Origin of the sequence: Paraburkholderia sp. J67 (assembly GCF_905220265.1) — a bacterium.
Classification (GTDB): Bacteria; Pseudomonadota; Gammaproteobacteria; order Burkholderiales; family Burkholderiaceae; genus Paraburkholderia.
This window is the reverse complement of the sequence record NZ_CAJMZK010000002.1, coordinates 512,991-528,074: the sequence shown is the minus strand read 5'-3', so window position 1 is coordinate 528,074 and position 15,084 is coordinate 512,991. Positions and strand designations below refer to the sequence as shown.

The window sequence follows — 15,084 nt, the reverse complement described above, 5'->3', positions numbered from 1 at the left end:
TTGATGTCGCTGGTTCGTCAGCAAAGCTTATTGATGGGAGCCGAGCGCCTGCACGGCAGCCGCGTCGTGCGCATGCTGACGGCGGCGCGCGTCGAGCGCGACGATGCACAGCAGCGACACACCCGCGAGGCCCGTATAGAACACGGCGAGCGGCCACCACTGCCCGGCATAGCGATGCGCGAGCCAGGTGCCGACGAGCGGCGTCATGCCGCCCGCGATCGCGCCACATACCTGGTACGAGAGCGAGATCGCCGAGTAGCGCACGCGCGTCGGAAACACGTCCGCGACGAAGCCCGCGATCACCGAGTAGTAGCTCGCCATGCAGACCACGGCGATGGCGATGCCGATCACCATCGGCACCACGCGGCCGCTCTGCACCAGCATGAACATGGGATACGGCGAGAGCATCGCGCCAAGGGCCGCGAGCTTGAGAAAGCGCGCGCCGCCCAGACGCTCGGCGAGCCAGGCCGCGAGCGGTTGCGAGAAGAACTGGATGAAGGCGACGACGAACAGGCAGTCGAGAATCATCGAACGCGTGATGCCGACGTACTGCGTCGTGTACGCGATCATGAAGGTGTTGGTGAAGTACACGCCCGCGATACCGATGGTGTTCGCGCCGATGCACAGCAGCACGAGGCCCCAGGCCGAGCTGAACACTTCGGCGATCGGCAGTTTGGCGGTACGGCGCTGCTCCTTGAGCTTCGCGAATTCAGGCGATTCGTTCACGCCCAGACGGATCATGATGCCCACCACCAACAGCACGGCCGAGACGAGGAACGGCAAGCGCCAGCCCCAGGAGAGGAAATCGGCCTTATCGAGCGACGTGACCGAGCGAAACGCCAGCAGCGAGAGAATCAGCCCCGCCGGCGAGCCCAGTTGCGCGAACGAGGCGAAGAAGGTGCGACGGCCTTCGGGCGCGTGTTCGCCCGCCATCAGCACCGCGCCGCCCCACTCGCCGCCCACGGCGATGCCCTGCACCACGCGCAGCAGGACGAGCAGCACCGGCGCGAGCGCGCCCACCTTCGCGTACGAGGGCAAGAGGCCCACGCACACGGTCGCGACGCCCATCATCATGAGCGTGGTCATGAGCGCCTTCTTGCGGCCGATGCGGTCGCCCAGATGCCCGAAGATCACGCCGCCGAGCGGCCGCGCGAAGAAGCCCACCGCGAAGGTCGCGAATGAGGCCATCGTGCTGACGAAGCGATCCTCGGACGGGAAATACAGGTCACCGAAAACGAGCGCGGCGGCCGTGGCATAGATGTAGAAGTCGTACCACTCGATCATGGTGCCGATGAACGCGGCGGCGGCGGCGCGTACCGGCTGTCGGGCCGCCGGGGCGGCGGATTGGGGGGTGGCCATGGGTCAGTCTCCTTCGGGCGCGTACGGTATTGGCAGAGGTCGATGCGCGTAAAAACCGCGCATTCGCCATGCATCCTTTATCGCCAGCCAGAAAACATTAGTCAAATTTCGAGTTATTATCTTCTGTATAAATCTGGCTAATACCTCACGCGGACTGCCGCCCGAAAGACCCCCCATGCGCCCCGACACCGCCCGCTTTCTCAACGACCGCCTCGACTGGAACCTGCTGCGCACGTATCTGGCGATCATGCAGGAGCGCAGCCTGAGCCGCGCCGCCGCGCGCCTCTACGTCACGCAACCAGCCGTGAGCCAGGCGCTCAAACGCCTCGAAGACGCTCTCGGGCGCAAGCTGATCGAGCGGCGCGGCGCGCAGTTCGTGCCGACCCAGGCGGGCGAAGAGGTCTACCGGATCGCGAGCGACATTTACGGCAATATCTCGCGGCTGGAGACGGAACTCGACGAGCGCACCACCGACATCACCGGCTCGATCCGCCTGCTCACGGTGAGCCGGATCGAGTCGCGCGTCTACGACGAATTCCTCGCGGAATTCCACGTCGCGTATCCGCGCATCGATCTGCAAATCGAAGTGATGCGCTCAACCGACATCATTTCCTCGCTGCTGCAAAAGACCGCGACGGCGGGCCTGGGCCTGTGCCGCACGCCGGTCGACAAGCTGGAAATGCGCTGCTTCCTGCGCCAGCGCTATGCGATCTTCTGCGGCCGGCATCACCGGCTTTTCGGGCTCTCGCAACTGACGATGGAAGACCTGCTCGCGGAAAATTTCGTCTCATTCACGAGCGACCAGATCGGCGACAGTCTCTCGCCGCTTACGGTGTTTCGCGATCAACGCGGCTTCACGGGACGCATCGTGGCGTCATCGGCGAGTCTGGACGAAGTGCGGCGGCTGATCTTCGCGGGCTATGGCATCGGCTGCCTGCCCGAGCATACGGTGAAGGACGATCTGGCGCGCCAGCGGCTGTGGCGGCTGCCGCCGGAGGAAGGTCTCGCGGATGTCGATATCCACCTGCTGTGGCATCGCGAACGCAAGATGAATGTGGCCGAAGCGGTGTTCTTCGACGCGATGGAGCGCTGCATGCAGCTCTATGCGCTCGCGGAGCGTCTATGAAGGACGCGTCCGCGAACGTTGTTAAAACAACGATATAGCGATAAGCGCGCTCAATACCCGCGCGCCAGCACCGCGACGCCGATCGTCACGATACCCAGCACGAGATTGACCACCACGAGGCGGCGCATCGTCCCCACGGCGCGCGCGCCGTCGGGCCACTTCTGCGCCTGCACCGCACGGCGGATGCGCGGAAAGAGCGCAAACCGGATATGGCCGAAGATCAGCATCATGATCACGCCAAGACCCGCCATCGCATGCAGCTGCCACGTGGCATGGCCGCCGCCGAACTGCATCAGCAGAAAGCCGCCGCTCAGCAGGATCACGATGATGGCGATGCCCACCCAGTTGAAGAAGCGGCCGAACACCGATTCGATGAGCGGCAGGCGCAGTTGCGGCGAAAGATCTTCGAGCGCGGGGCGCAGACAATAGTGTGCGAAGACCATGCCGCCCACCCAGACGGCAACGCTCAGCAGATGCAGAAACAGCGCGATTTCGATCGCGTGACCCATGCTGGTAATTCCTCTACGTAAAAGTATCCGGCGCGAACGCGTGTGTGCAACGCTGTTGCTGCACCACGCGCCGCATCAAGTGCGCGGCATTATTCCATGCGGTTGAACGATACGCGCCGGATGTGTGCACGCTGCAACGAGCGTGCATTGGCTGGCTTGACGAGCTGGCCCATGACGAACACGGGCCAGCCCCGGCTGGCTCGACGTGCCGCCGCTTATTGCGGCAGCACCGGGCGCATGCCCTGAACGACCTTGAGCTTCGAGTCCGGCGTGCGGCCCTTGCGCGCGCGCTTGCCGATCTGCGGCGCGAGCACCGGCCCGGCCATGAGGTCTTCGCCCGGCTTGTTGCCGCGGCCCAGGCCGATCAGCACGACGCCCGCCGCGCTGATCCCCAGCGCCTGGACCAGCGTTTCCTTGTCTTCGAGCTGCATCAGGATCACGCCGCGCCCGCCGCCCGAGAGCGTCTTCATCTCGTCGAGACCGAACACCAGCACGCGCCCGCCCGACGACAGACACGCCACCTGCAGCGCACCCGGCACCATCGGCATCGGCGTGAGCGGCACGCAGCCTTCGTCGATCGTCATGAAGGCCTTGCCCGCCTTCACGCGGCTCACCATGTCGCCGATCTTCGCGATAAAGCCAAAGCCGTTGCTCGATGCGAGCAGCAGTTGCTGCTCGGCATTGGCCGCGAAGTAATGCAGCAGATGCGTGCCCGATTCGAGCTCGATCAGCGAAGTGACGGGCACGCCGTCGCCACGGCCGCCGGGCAGTTGCGCCACGGAAACCGAATAGACGCGCCCGTTGCTGCCCCACGCGATGAGCATGTCGGGCGTGCGGCACTGGAACGCCGCATAGAGGCCGTCGCCGGCCTTGAACGTGAAGCCCTGCTGGTCGAGGCCGTGCCCCTTGAGCGCACGCACCCAGCCCTTCTGCGACACGACCACCGTGACCGGCTCGTCCACCACGCGCACTTCGAAGCTCGCGCGCTTTTCCTGCTGGATCAGCGTGCGGCGATCGTCGCCGTACTGCTTGGCGTCGGCTTCGATTTCCTTGACGATGAGTCGCTTCATCGACGACTCGTTGGCGAGCAGTTCTTCGAGCTTCGCCTTCTCTTCGCGCAATTCGGACAGTTCCTTCTCGATCTTGATTCGCTCCAGTCGCGCCAACTGGCGCAGACGGATTTCAAGAATGTCCTCGGCCTGGCGCTCGGAGAGACCGAACGCGCTCATCAGCGCCGCCTTCGGCTCGTCCGACTCGCGGATGATGCGGATGACTTCGTCGATATTGAGGAAGACGATCATCCGCCCTTCGAGGATGTGGATGCGGTCGTCGACCTTGGCCAGGCGATGCTGCGTGCGGCGCGTGACCGTGGCGAAGCGGAAGCCGATCCACTCGCCCAGGATCTCGCTGATGCCCTTCTGGCGCGGACGGCCGTCGGCGCCGATCATCACGAGATTCAGCGACGCGTTCGATTCGAGGCTCGTGTTGGCGAGCAGCGAATTGACGAATTCGCCCTGGTCGATCTTGCTCGTCTTCGGCTCGAACACGAGGCGCACGGGCGCGTCCCGGCCCGACTCGTCGCGCACGGCGTCGAGCAGGCCCAGCATGGTCTGCTTGTTCTGCAACTGCTCGGGCGTGAGCGCCTTCTTGCCGAGCTTGAGCTTCGGATTGGTCAGCTCCTCGATCTCTTCGAGCACCTTCTGGCCCGAGGTATTCGGCGGCAGTTCGGTGACGACGAGTTGCCACTGGCCGCGCGCGAGATCCTCGATCTTCCAGCGCGCGCGCACCTTCAGGCTGCCGCGACCCGATTCATAAGCTGCGGAGATTTCCGCTTCGCTCGAAATGATCTGGCCGCCGCCCGGGAAATCGGGCCCCGGCAGGCGCTCCATGATCTCCGCGTGCGAAAGCTTCGGATTCTTGATCATCGCCACGGCTGCCGTCGCCACTTCGCGCAGATTGTGCGAAGGGATTTCGGTGGCGAGGCCGACCGCGATACCGGATGCGCCGTTGAGCAGCAGCATCGGCAGGCGCGCGGGCAGCGTCTTGGGCTCCTGGAACGAACCGTCGTAGTTCGGCATGAAATCGACGGTGCCCATGTTGATTTCATCGAGCAGCAGCTTCGCGATGGGCGTGAGGCGCGCTTCCGTGTAACGCATGGCCGCCGCGCCGTCGCCGTCGCGCGAGCCGAAGTTGCCCTGACCGTCGATGAGCGGATAGCGCATCGAGAAGTCCTGGGCCAGACGCACGAGCGCGTCGTAGGCCGACTGGTCGCCGTGCGGGTGGTACTTACCGAGCACATCGCCGACCACGCGCGCCGACTTCACAGGCTTGGCGTTGTCGCCGAGCCCCATTTCGTTCATCGCGTAGAGAATGCGGCGCTGCACCGGCTTCTGGCCGTCGCAGACGTCGGGCAGCGCACGGCCCTTGACCACGCTCACCGCGTAGTCGAGATACGCGCGCTCCGCGTAGTGGCCGAGCGTGAGCGTGTCGCCGCCTTCCGCGGCGCCATTCGCTTCAACAAAAAGATCGTCCATGTTTCAATCAGTCCGTAATCTGGTGTGGGCTGTTATGTCTGAAGGCGCGGATCAGATGTCCGCTTCGACTTCGTTGCCCTTCTCTTCGATCCACGAGCGGCGCGAAGCCGCTTCGCCCTTGCCCATCAGCATCGTCATGCGCGAGACGGTGGACTCGTAGTCGAGGTCGCCGAGCACGATGGGCGACAGGCGGCGCGTGTCGGGGTTCATCGTCGTGTCCCAGAGCTGTTCGGCGCTCATTTCGCCGAGACCCTTGAAGCGGCTGATGGACCATTGCGTCTCGCGCACGCCGTCCTTGCGCAGCTTGTCCAGGGTCGCTTCGAGCTCGCCCTCGTCCAGTGCGTAGAGCTTCTGCGCGGGCTTCTTGCCGCGCGCGGGCGCATCGACGCGGAACAGCGGCGGGCGCGCCACGCACACGTGACCACGCTCGATCAGTTGCGGGAAATGCTTGAAGAACAGCGTGAGCAGCAATACCTGGATGTGCGAACCATCGACGTCCGCGTCCGAGAGAATGCAGATCTTGCCGTAGCGCAGGTTCGAGAGATCGACGGTGTCGTCCGGGCTATGCGGATCGACGCCGATCGCCACCGAAATGTCATGCACTTCGTTGTTGGCGAAGAGGCGATCGCGCTCCGTTTCCCACGTGTTGAGCACCTTGCCGCGCAGCGGCAGGATGGCCTGATATTCCTTGTCGCGGCCCATCTTCGCGGAACCGCCCGCCGAATCGCCCTCGACGAGGAACAGTTCGTTGCGCGCGATATCGGTCGACTCGCAGTCGGTGAGCTTGCCGGGCAGCACGGCCACGCCCGAGCTCTTGCGCTTCTCGACCTTCTGGCCCGCACGCGTGCGCGCCTGCGCCTGCTTGATGACGAGATCGGCGAGCTTCTTGCCGTGCTCGACGTGCTGGTTGAGCCAAAGTTCGAGCGCCGGACGCGTGAACGACGACACCAGCTTGACGGCGTCGCGGCTGTTCAGGCGTTCCTTGATCTGCCCCTGGAATTGCGGGTCGAGCACCTTGGCGGAGAGCACGAACGAGACGCGCGCGAAGACGTCTTCGGGCAGCAGCTTCACGCCTTTCGGCTGAAGATTGTGCAATTCGACAAAGCTCTTCACCGCCTGGAACAGGCCGTCGCGCAGGCCGCTTTCGTGCGTGCCGCCCGCGGGGGTCGGAATCAGGTTGACGTAGGACTCGCGCGTGAGCGAGCCTTCCTCGCACCAGGCCACCACCCAGGCGGCGCCCTCGCCTTCGGCGAAGGTGTCGTCGTTGGTGCGGCCGTCGGCGTAGCGCTCGCCTTCGAACAGCGGGATCAGCAGATCGGCGCCGCCCATGCCTTCGAGCAGATAGCCGCGCAGGCCGTCTTCGTATTTCCAGCTCAGGCGCTCGCCGGTCTTTTCATTGACCAGTTCGACTTCGACGCCGGGCAGCAGCACGGCCTTCGAGCGCAGCAGGCGTTGCAGTTCGCCGAACGGCAGATTGGGCGAGTCGAAATACTTCGGATCGGCCCACGCGGTCACGCGCGTGCCAGTCTTCTTTTCGTCGCGCGAGGCATTGCGTACGGTCAGCGGCTTGACGACGTCGCCGTTCGAGAAACCGAGTTCAGCGACCTTGCCGTCGCGCCAGACGGTCACGTCGAGGCGCTTCGAGAGCGCATTGGTGACCGAGACGCCCACGCCGTGCAGGCCGCCCGAGAACGTATAGGCGCCGCCGGCGGCCTTGTCGAACTTGCCGCCCGCGTGCAGGCGGGTGTAAACGATTTCGACGACCGGCACCTTTTCTTCGGGATGCAGGCCGAACGGGATGCCACGGCCGTCGTCCTCGACGGAGACCGACTGGTCCGCATGCAGCGTGACGGTGATGCGCTTGCCGAAGCCGCCGAGCGCTTCGTCCGAAGCGTTGTCGATGACTTCCTGAATGATGTGCAGCGGATTCTCGGTGCGCGTGTACATGCCCGGCCGTTGCCGGACGGGCTCGAGGCCCTTGAGCACCTTGATCGACGCTTCGCTATATCCAGCGTTCGCAGCGTTTGACTTCTTCGTTGACATGGTGATCCGCAGGGAGTGGTCCGCGCGCTTGTCCACAGATGCTGTGGACATCTGCGGGGAAAACGCGTTGAGTGTTCAAAAAAACCGTGACGAAACAAAGGCGTGAGCGGGCTGCTCGCAGGGCGCGCAAAACGCGCGCAGCAGCCCGGTCGACCGTATTCGCGAGGTATTGTACTGATTTGGGACCGCGCGGCAATTTGCTTGAGGGTCGGCCGTTCGGCCAGGGGGCGGTGGGAAACGTGACTCGCGTAGAATCGGACGCGTGCGGCAAGGGGTTTCGAGCTGCGCCGCCTGCGGGTTTTTGGACCAGATTTTGCTGGACCGTTCGTTGCAAGGATTCCCGGAATCGAGAGGAGCATGGAGCCGTCATGAGACCATCCGAAGCTTTGCGCGCGCATCGCGCGGAAATCCGCGAGATCGTCGCGAGCCATCACGCGATGAATGCGCGCGTGTTCGGTTCGTCGGCGCGGGACGAGGACGACGAAGATAGCGATCTTGACCTGCTGGTCGATACCACGCCGGAAACGACGCTGTTCGATCTCGCACGAATGCAAAGACAGCTGGAAACGCTATTGGGCGTGCCGGTCGATATCGTCACGTCGGGCGGCCTGCCTGACACCCTGCGCGAGCGGATCGTTGCAGAAGCGGTGCGGATATGAAAGGCGAACTTCGCACGCCACACTTCATCGAGCACATGCTGACAGCGATTGCGCGCATTCGCGAATACACGGCACCACTTTCCGTGCAATCGTTCAAGGCAACGCCGATGGCAATCGACGCCGTTGTGCGCAATTTTGAGATCATCGGCGAAGCTTCGCGCAACATCATGCGCGTCGATCCAGACTTTGTTGCTCGCCATGGCGATATTCCCTGGCAAGACATGTACGGCATGCGCAACCAGATGTCGCACGCGTATTTCGCGGTCGATCTCGATCTTGTGTGGCAAACGATCCAGCGAGATCTTCCTGAGCTCGAACGAGCGCTGCAGCGCTCGCGCCAGCCATAAAAAAGCGGCCCTCACAGGCCGCTTCTCTCGCATCGCGTTACTTCCGCTTCGCTTCCAGCTCTTCCCACCGTTCCAGCGCCACGAGCAGTTCCTCGTCGATCTGCGCAAAGCGCTCGGTCAGTCGCGTGGCTTCCCGGCCGTCCTTCGCGAAGATCGAACCGTCCTCGATCTGCGCGCCGATGGTCTTCTGCTCCGTCTCCAGCGCCTCGATGCGCTTGGGCAGCTCGTCCAGCTCGCGCTGCTCCTTGAACGAAAGCTTGACGCCGCGCTGCGCGTTGCGCCCCGCCGCGCTGTCCTTCGACGCCGCGGCGGCCGGCGCGGCTTCCTTCGGCGCACGCGCCTCGGCGATTTCCTGCGAGCGCGCGCTCTGCGTCTGCCAGTCGGTGAAGCCACCGACATACTCGCGCCAGCGCCCGTCGCCCTCGGAAGCGATCACCGAGGTCACCACGTTGTCGAGGAACGCGCGATCGTGCGAGACCAGCAGCACGGTGCCGTCGTAATCGGCGAGCAGTTCTTCGAGCAGTTCGAGCGTCGGGATATCGAGGTCGTTGGTCGGCTCGTCGAGCACCAGCACGTTCGCGGGCCGCGCGAACAGGCGCGCGAGCAGCAGACGGTTGCGCTCGCCGCCCGAGAGCGACTTCACGGGCGAACGCGCGCGCTCGGGGGCGAACAGGAAGTCGCCCAGATAGCTCATCACGTGCTTCTTCGTGCCCGCGATTTCGACCCAGTCACTACCCGGGCTGATGGTATCGGCGAGACTCTTTTCGAGGTCGAGCTGCGCGCGCATCTGGTCGAAGTACGCGACTTGCAGGTTCGTGCCGACCCGCACCGTGCCCTCATCGGGCTTCAGTTGGCCGAGGATCAGCTTGAGCAGCGTGGTCTTGCCCGCACCGTTAGGACCGACGAAGCCGATCTTGTCGCCGCGCATCACCGTGCCCGAAAAACGGTCGACGATCCGGCGGCCGCCATATTCCTTCACGACGTCCGTGAGTTCCGCGACGATCTTGCCCGACTTGTCGCCCTGGGCAACGTCGAGCTTCACATTGCCCTGCACGTTGCGGCGCTCGGCGCGCTCGCCGCGCATCTGCACGAGGCGCGCGATGCGGCCCACGCTACGCGTGCGGCGTGCTTCCACGCCCTTGCGGATCCACACTTCTTCCTGCGCGAGCAGCTTGTCGAACTTCTCGTTCTCCACGCGCTCGACTTCCAGTTGCAGCGCCTTGCGCTCCTGATACTGCGAAAAGTTGCCCGGATACGAGAGCAGCTTGCCGCGATCGAGTTCGACGATGCGCGTGGCCACGCGGTCGAGGAACGCGCGGTCGTGGGTGATGAAGAGCAGGCTCGAGCGCTGCGAGACCAGCAGCTCTTCGAGCCAGCGGATGCCGTCGAAGTCGAGGTGGTTGGTCGGTTCGTCGAGCAGCAACACGTCGGGTTGCAGGACGAGCGCGCGCGCCAGCGCCACGCGCTTTTGCATGCCGCCCGAGAGCGCACCCACGCGCGCCTCGCCTTCGAGGCCGATCTGCGCGAGCGTCGTCGCCACGCGCGTGCGCCAGTTCCAGCCGTCGGCGGTGTCGAGCGACGATTGCAGCGTGTTCATGCGCGCGAGCAGCGCGTCGTGTTCCGCGCCTTCGGGCGTTTCCGCCAGCTGGTGCGCGACGACGTCGAACTCTTCGAGCAGCGTTTGCACGTGTGCGAGGCCCGAGGCGACCGCTTCGAACACCGTGTGGTCGGTGTCGAAGTCCGGCTCCTGCGGCACGTAGACGGTCGTGAGGTTCTGCTGGCGCGTGACGAGGCCGTCGTCGGGTTTGGCGAGATCGGCGACGATTGTGAGCAGCGACGACTTGCCCGCGCCGTTGCGCCCGATCAGCCCGACGCGCTCGCCGGCTTCGAGCGAAAAGTCCGCGTGATCGAGCAGCGCGACGTGGCCGAACGCGAGTTGCGCGCCGGTGATGGTGTAAAGCGACATGGATGGAGACCGTGGCCTGCGTTGGAGAGCAAGCGCGTATTGTACCGGGGCGCGCGGCACGGCCCGTTGCGCCGTGGAAGCGTCGCCCCGCTTGGGGTACGAAAGCGTTGCCGCGTTACTTCACGTGAACCGTGATCGTCTGGCTCCACTCGGGGCCATAGGACTGGTGCGCGCCGTTCGCGAACTGCGCCGTGAGCGTGTGGTCGCCGGGCGGCAGCGTGATGTCGGCCTCGGTCTGGCCTTTGCCGTAGTGGATCGACTTGTCGTTGACCGGCACGACCTGGCCTTGCGGCAGCGCCTGCCCGTCGATCAGCAGATGATGATGGCCGGTATTGGGCGTGACGGTGCCGGCGGGCGCGACCGTCATGCCATCGATGCCGAATTTCACGTGCACCGGATTGCTCACCGTTGCGCCGTCCTTCGGCTCGACGAAGTACACGCCTTCGGCGCGCGCGACGCCACTCGCCGCCAGGCACACCGCGAAGGTCATGCCGGCCAGCCAGGTTCTTTTCATCATTGTTCGCTCCTGTGGATTGACGTTTGCAGGGGTCCAGATCCCCTCGCGGCCAGCATACACCGCGGCCATGACGCTACGCTTCACCCGCTGCAGGGTGCGCGAAAAGCGGGCGGCGACGCTGCGGCATATGCGCCAATACAACGTGGTTCACGAGGCGTGCGAACGGTGCTCCTGTCATTTTCCGGTAACATCGCGGGTCGCCCTGCCCCGGCTAAACGGGGCCATATGAAAGGGACTCTCCGCGGCCGTGCGCCGCGAACTGCAATGAATAAAGGTGTGTTGTGAGCGAAGTCATCGAGTACAAGAGCTGGGTCTGCCTGATCTGCGGCTGGATCTATAACGAAGAAGAAGGCTTGCCCGACGAGGGCATCGCCCCCGGCACGCGCTTCGCCGATATTCCGGAAGACTGGCGCTGCCCGCTGTGCGATGTGGGCAAGACCGATTTCGCTGTCGTCGAGTTCTGAGCGGCACGCTGGCGAAGGCTTTGGCGCGGTTCCAGCGCTGGCGCGGGAGACATTTTCCAGCCGGATTGCGTTTGCTATACTCTTGCGCCTGCGCAGGCAAAGTCCTCGCGCAGACTCCGCGCCATGACGGGTGACTTGGGAAACATGGCGGCTGGGCGGAGTCGGGGCTTCTGCTCCCCACAGCGGTTTTGACCGCTCCCTGTAGTTCAATGGATAGAACAAGTGCCTCCTAAGCGCTAGATGCAGGTTCGATTCCTGCCAGGGGGACCAGATGCTTTCACCCGATTGGTTTTCACCCGCCAGCCACCCGGTTTGCGCCTGCTTCGACCTTTCCTCACCCGTTCAGCCAGCGCCGCTTGCTGCTAGTTGCAGCACCCGGGCACGGCATTCCTGTTTCCGCTTTCCCTTTTTCCTGTGCTGCGCGGCGCGCATGTCGCCTCAGAACCGTCTTTCGAGTTCGAGCCGCGTCCGACTTTCCACGCGCCGCAGCGCTCCATTTCCAGGCAGATCCCTATGGACATCAACAAGCAAGTCGCCGCCCTCACCCATTCCGAATTGCAGACGGCTGGCGCCAGCCAGGCCACCGCGATCGCCGTGAGCGTGCTGCTGCGCCACCTGAGCTCGCCGGAGCTGATCAAGCTGCTGTCCTCGGCGTTCGAAAACCATCAGGCCGTGATGCTGCAAACGCCGTGGCCCGAGACGATGCTGCAATCGTTCGACGCCACGCGCCGCTTCCTCGAAGGCGCTGCGCAAGGTCCGGCGCCCGCGCCTGCGACGCCGGCCGAGTAAGCCCGACGCCGCCTGCAAAGGCAGTCGATGCGGGCGTTTGGCGGTTGCGTCCGCCAGCCCGGCGGGGTTTGTCAATTGTTAACTTTCGCCTCGCCCCGCATCGCCTACGATGCTCTCCAGCACGACCGGATCACCACGGAGCTGCCGGAGACCACCGCCATGACCTCGCCCTACGTTTTCGCCCTCATCGCCGCACTCACCACCGTGGTGTTTTCGTCGCTGACGATGCTGCTGCTGCGCTGATTTCGCGCCGCCCGGCGCTCCTCCAGGGCAATCTGGAATGATTCAGGCAAACCCAGGGTAAACGAGGGGTCCAATCTCGCTAAAGTTGGGGTCGGAGCTGTCGTAATCTCCTTACATGGACACACTCCGTCCCCTCCCCCCTGGCTACCTGATGTCGAATCTCATCGATCAGGACATTGCCCACATCCGTCGCGTCATGCCACTCTCCCTTTCGGGCGACTTCGGCGGACCGATCCTCTCCGGCAATTATTGGCGCGCCCGCCTGCACAGACTGCTCGACACCGGGCACGTCAACAAAGGCCAGCTTGCCGATATCGACAGCCTGCTGGTGCAGATCGATCTGCACGAGTTGAACGTCGCGTCGATGACGGCCGGCCTGGCGCAGCAGTCGCTCGGCCACGCCGCGAACCACTAGCCTCACGCAGTCTCTTCTCAGCTCTGGCCAGGTATTGGCCGGGGTCGCTCGCGCGTGCCCGGCACGCGCGAAGCACATTGGCGTCCGGAATTCCTGGTGTCGCGGGTCAGGCATCGGTCATAATGTCCGCCAAAATACCCAGAGAGGACTTCGTGCACCCGGCCCATTCGCGAAACCTGCTTGCGCAGGCACGTCAGCGCTTCACGCAGCAGCAGATCGCCGCTCATGTCGGCAAGGACGTCAAGACCGTGCGCCGTTGGGAAAAAGGCGAAACGCCTTGCCCCGCGATGCTCGAAGCCGCGCTGCGCGAACTGTTGCGCAGCACAGAGCCCGATGCGCAGACGGCGGCCCACGCGGCCCCCTCGCCTGGCGCGAGCGCGCGCTTTCGTTTCGTCGATCTGTTCGCCGGCATCGGCGGCATCCGCATGGGCTTCGAGGCGCAGGGCGGCGCCTGCGTCATGACGAGCGAGTGGAACACGTTCTCGAAGAAGACCTACCTGGAGAACTACGGCCCGAAGGATGGCGAGGATCACGCCTTCGTAGGCGATATCGTCGAGTTTCCGGCGGCCAATGTGCCCGACCATGACGTGCTGCTCGCGGGCTTTCCGTGCCAGCCGTTTTCGATCGCGGGCGTCTCCAAGAAGAACGCACTGGGGCGTCCGCACGGTTTCGAGTGCAGCACGCAAGGCACGCTTTTCTTCGACGTCGCGCGCATCATCGCCGAAAAGCGGCCCGCCGCCTTTATGCTCGAGAACGTCAAGAACCTGCTCTCGCACGATCACGGCCGCACCTTCGATGTGATCCTGCAGGTGCTGCGCGATGAGCTGGGCTACGACGTCCACTATCGCGTGATCGACGGGCGTCATTTCACGCCGCAGCATCGCGAGCGCATCATCATCGTCGGCTTTCGCGAGCCGGCGCCGTTCACATGGGATGCGCTCAGCCTGCCCGAAGAAGGCCCGCGCCTCGCCTCGATCCTGCATCGCACCGACGGCAGCGAGCCGCTCCTGCCGTGGGACGGCGATCGTTTCTTCGATCACACGGCGCGCCGCGTGCAGCCGAAATACACGCTCACGCCGGGTCTGTGGGCCTACTTGCAGCAATACGCCGAAAAGCATCGTGCGGCCGGCAATGGCTTCGGCTACGGCCTCGCGTTTCCGGAGAGTGTCACGCGCACGCTTTCGGCGCGCTATCACAAGGACGGCAGCGAAATTCTCGTGTATCAGGGCGAAGGCGTGCGCCCGCGCCGCCTCACGCCGCGCGAGTGCGCGCGCCTGATGGGCTTTCCCGACACCTTCCGCATTACCGTGAGCGACACCCAGGCGTACCGCCAGTTCGGCAACAGCGTGGTGATGCCGGTGATGCGCGAAGTGGCGCGCACGATGATGCCGCATCTCGATGCGGCGCTGGCCCGCGCCCCTGCCGCCACGAAAGCGAAAGCGGCAGGCAAGCGCCGTACGAGCGGCGCGAAGGCAGTAAAGACAGTGAAGGTCGAGAAAGTCGCCAAGGTCGAGAAAGTCGCCAAGGTCGCGAAAGTGACCAAGACGGCGAAAGTGGCCAAAACGGCCAAAGCGGCCAAAGACGAAGCGGCGCTCGCCGCCTGACACCTCATGGTCGACGTCGTCGACAGCGCGACCCGCAGCCGGATGATGTCCGGCATTCGCGGGCGCAACACGAAACCCGAGATCCTGATCCGCAGCCTGCTGCACCGTCGCGGGTTTCGTTTTCGCCTGGACGTGCGCGAGCTGCCTGGCCGCCCCGATATCGTGTTGCCGCGCTATCGCGCCGTGGTGTTCGTGCACGGCTGCTTCTGGCACGGCCACAACTGCGCGCTCTTCAAATGGCCGTCGACGCGGCCCGAATTCTGGCGCGCCAAGATCGGCCGCAATCGCACCAACGACGCGCGCGCGCTCGCCGCACTGGCCGCTCAGGGCTGGCGCGTCGCCGTGGTCTGGGAATGCGCTCTGCGCGGGGCGTCGCACGATCCGCAAGCCGTCGTCGACCGGCTCGCGACGTGGCTCAAGGACGATACGTCGGGCTGGTTCGAGGCCCGCGCGTGAAGGCGCCTGGGCCGATCGAACCGCTACCGTTCGCGCTTTGCCGGCCGGCCTGA

Annotated in this window: 15 protein-coding genes and 1 tRNA gene; 10 read left to right on the top strand and 6 right to left on the bottom strand. The window is 64.6% G+C overall.

All coding sequences use genetic code 11. The annotated features are described in order from the left end of the window. Positions 1–27 precede the first annotated feature (27 nt). Positions 28–1,359, bottom strand: a complete 1,332-nt coding sequence (locus tag U5782_RS06245; RefSeq protein ID WP_322042947.1) for an MFS transporter — start codon at positions 1,357–1,359, stop codon at positions 28–30. A gap of 175 nt (positions 1,360–1,534) precedes the next feature. Here U5782_RS06245 and U5782_RS06240 point away from each other — a divergent pair, with 175 nt between their 5' ends. Further along, entirely contained in the window at positions 1,535–2,485 is a 951-nt protein-coding gene (locus tag U5782_RS06240) for a LysR family transcriptional regulator (RefSeq protein WP_322042946.1), read from the top strand. Between the two features lie 50 nt (positions 2,486–2,535). Here U5782_RS06240 and U5782_RS06235 read toward each other — a convergent pair whose 3' ends face one another. From U5782_RS06235 to U5782_RS06225, 3 genes are all read right to left on the bottom strand, one after another. After that, complete coding sequence (locus tag U5782_RS06235; protein ID WP_322042945.1) at positions 2,536–2,994, bottom strand: CopD family protein; 459 nt, start codon at positions 2,992–2,994, stop codon at positions 2,536–2,538. Positions 2,995–3,209: 215 nt separating this feature from the next. Further along, positions 3,210–5,528, bottom strand: coding sequence for a DNA topoisomerase IV subunit A (gene parC, locus U5782_RS06230; protein ID WP_322042944.1), 2,319 nt, complete (start codon positions 5,526–5,528; stop codon positions 3,210–3,212). A 51-nt stretch (positions 5,529–5,579) separates the two neighbouring features. Beyond that, positions 5,580–7,571, bottom strand: a complete 1,992-nt coding sequence (locus U5782_RS06225) for a DNA topoisomerase IV subunit B (protein WP_322042943.1) — start codon at positions 7,569–7,571, stop codon at positions 5,580–5,582. Positions 7,572–7,939: 368 nt separating this feature from the next. Here U5782_RS06225 and U5782_RS06220 point away from each other — a divergent pair, with 368 nt between their 5' ends. Beyond that, positions 7,940–8,230, top strand: coding sequence for a nucleotidyltransferase family protein (locus U5782_RS06220; RefSeq protein WP_322042942.1), 291 nt, complete (start codon positions 7,940–7,942; stop codon positions 8,228–8,230). Beyond that, a complete protein-coding gene (locus U5782_RS06215; protein ID WP_322042941.1) occupies positions 8,227–8,577 on the top strand; it encodes a DUF86 domain-containing protein in 351 nt (116 codons plus the stop codon). Before U5782_RS06220 ends, U5782_RS06215 begins: the two co-directional genes overlap by 4 nt. Positions 8,578–8,614: 37 nt before the next feature. Here the strand turns inward: U5782_RS06215 and U5782_RS06210 are convergent, their stop codons facing one another. Both U5782_RS06210 and U5782_RS06205 read right to left on the bottom strand, forming a co-directional pair. Beyond that, positions 8,615–10,543: an ATP-binding cassette domain-containing protein gene (locus U5782_RS06210; RefSeq protein WP_322042940.1), complete on the bottom strand. Its 1,929-nt coding sequence runs from the start codon at positions 10,541–10,543 to the stop codon at positions 8,615–8,617. Positions 10,544–10,658: 115 nt separating this feature from the next. Further along, complete coding sequence (locus tag U5782_RS06205; RefSeq protein WP_322042939.1) at positions 10,659–11,060, bottom strand: DUF4399 domain-containing protein; 402 nt, start codon at positions 11,058–11,060, stop codon at positions 10,659–10,661. Between the two features lie 281 nt (positions 11,061–11,341). On the opposite strand from U5782_RS06205, the gene U5782_RS06200 reads away from it, so the two are divergent. The 7 genes from U5782_RS06200 (at position 11,342) to U5782_RS06170 (ending at position 15,031) form a co-directional block, all read left to right on the top strand. Continuing rightward, a complete protein-coding gene (locus U5782_RS06200; protein WP_322042938.1) occupies positions 11,342–11,524 on the top strand; it encodes a rubredoxin in 183 nt (60 codons plus the stop codon). Positions 11,525–11,719: 195 nt separating this feature from the next. Further along, positions 11,720–11,794, top strand: a tRNA-Arg gene (locus tag U5782_RS06195). Positions 11,795–12,037: 243 nt separating this feature from the next. Next, positions 12,038–12,313: a hypothetical protein gene (locus U5782_RS06190; RefSeq protein WP_322042937.1), complete on the top strand. Its 276-nt coding sequence runs from the start codon at positions 12,038–12,040 to the stop codon at positions 12,311–12,313. A gap of 75 nt (positions 12,314–12,388) precedes the next feature. Then, complete coding sequence (locus tag U5782_RS06185; RefSeq protein WP_322042936.1) at positions 12,389–12,556, top strand: hypothetical protein; 168 nt, start codon at positions 12,389–12,391, stop codon at positions 12,554–12,556. 151 nt (positions 12,557–12,707) lie between these two features. Then, positions 12,708–12,971, top strand: coding sequence for a hypothetical protein (locus U5782_RS06180; RefSeq protein WP_322042935.1), 264 nt, complete (start codon positions 12,708–12,710; stop codon positions 12,969–12,971). Positions 12,972–13,093: 122 nt separating this feature from the next. Further along, on the top strand, positions 13,094–14,575 hold the full coding sequence (dcm, locus tag U5782_RS06175; protein ID WP_322042934.1) for a DNA (cytosine-5-)-methyltransferase: 1,482 nt from the start codon (positions 13,094–13,096) through the stop codon (positions 14,573–14,575). A 6-nt stretch (positions 14,576–14,581) separates the two neighbouring features. Beyond that, the gene (locus tag U5782_RS06170; RefSeq protein WP_322042933.1) at positions 14,582–15,031 is read left to right on the top strand and encodes a very short patch repair endonuclease; all 450 of its coding nucleotides are present in this window, start codon (positions 14,582–14,584) and stop codon (positions 15,029–15,031) included. Positions 15,032–15,084 lie beyond the last annotated feature (53 nt).

Bases quoted from the DNA above. Each gene is read 5' to 3' on its own strand.
- U5782_RS06205 (WP_322042939.1), bottom strand. From the start codon at position 11,060: ATGATGAAAAGAACCTGGCTGGCCGGCATGACCTTCGCGGTGTGCCTG.
- U5782_RS06180 (WP_322042935.1), top strand. From the start codon at position 12,708: ATGTCGAATCTCATCGATCAGGACATTGCCCACATCCGTCGCGTCATG.
- U5782_RS06240 (WP_322042946.1), top strand. From the start codon at position 1,535: ATGCGCCCCGACACCGCCCGCTTTCTCAACGACCGCCTCGACTGGAAC.
- parC (WP_322042944.1), bottom strand. From the start codon at position 5,528: ATGGACGATCTTTTTGTTGAAGCGAATGGCGCCGCGGAAGGCGGCGAC.
- dcm (WP_322042934.1), top strand. From the start codon at position 13,094: ATGTCCGCCAAAATACCCAGAGAGGACTTCGTGCACCCGGCCCATTCG.
- U5782_RS06210 (WP_322042940.1), bottom strand. From the start codon at position 10,543: ATGTCGCTTTACACCATCACCGGCGCGCAACTCGCGTTCGGCCACGTC.
- U5782_RS06170 (WP_322042933.1), top strand. From the start codon at position 14,582: ATGGTCGACGTCGTCGACAGCGCGACCCGCAGCCGGATGATGTCCGGC.
- U5782_RS06190 (WP_322042937.1), top strand. From the start codon at position 12,038: ATGGACATCAACAAGCAAGTCGCCGCCCTCACCCATTCCGAATTGCAG.
- U5782_RS06235 (WP_322042945.1), bottom strand. From the start codon at position 2,994: ATGGGTCACGCGATCGAAATCGCGCTGTTTCTGCATCTGCTGAGCGTT.
- U5782_RS06225 (WP_322042943.1), bottom strand. From the start codon at position 7,571: ATGTCAACGAAGAAGTCAAACGCTGCGAACGCTGGATATAGCGAAGCG.
- U5782_RS06215 (WP_322042941.1), top strand. From the start codon at position 8,227: ATGAAAGGCGAACTTCGCACGCCACACTTCATCGAGCACATGCTGACA.
- U5782_RS06220 (WP_322042942.1), top strand. From the start codon at position 7,940: ATGAGACCATCCGAAGCTTTGCGCGCGCATCGCGCGGAAATCCGCGAG.
- U5782_RS06245 (WP_322042947.1), bottom strand. From the start codon at position 1,359: ATGGCCACCCCCCAATCCGCCGCCCCGGCGGCCCGACAGCCGGTACGC.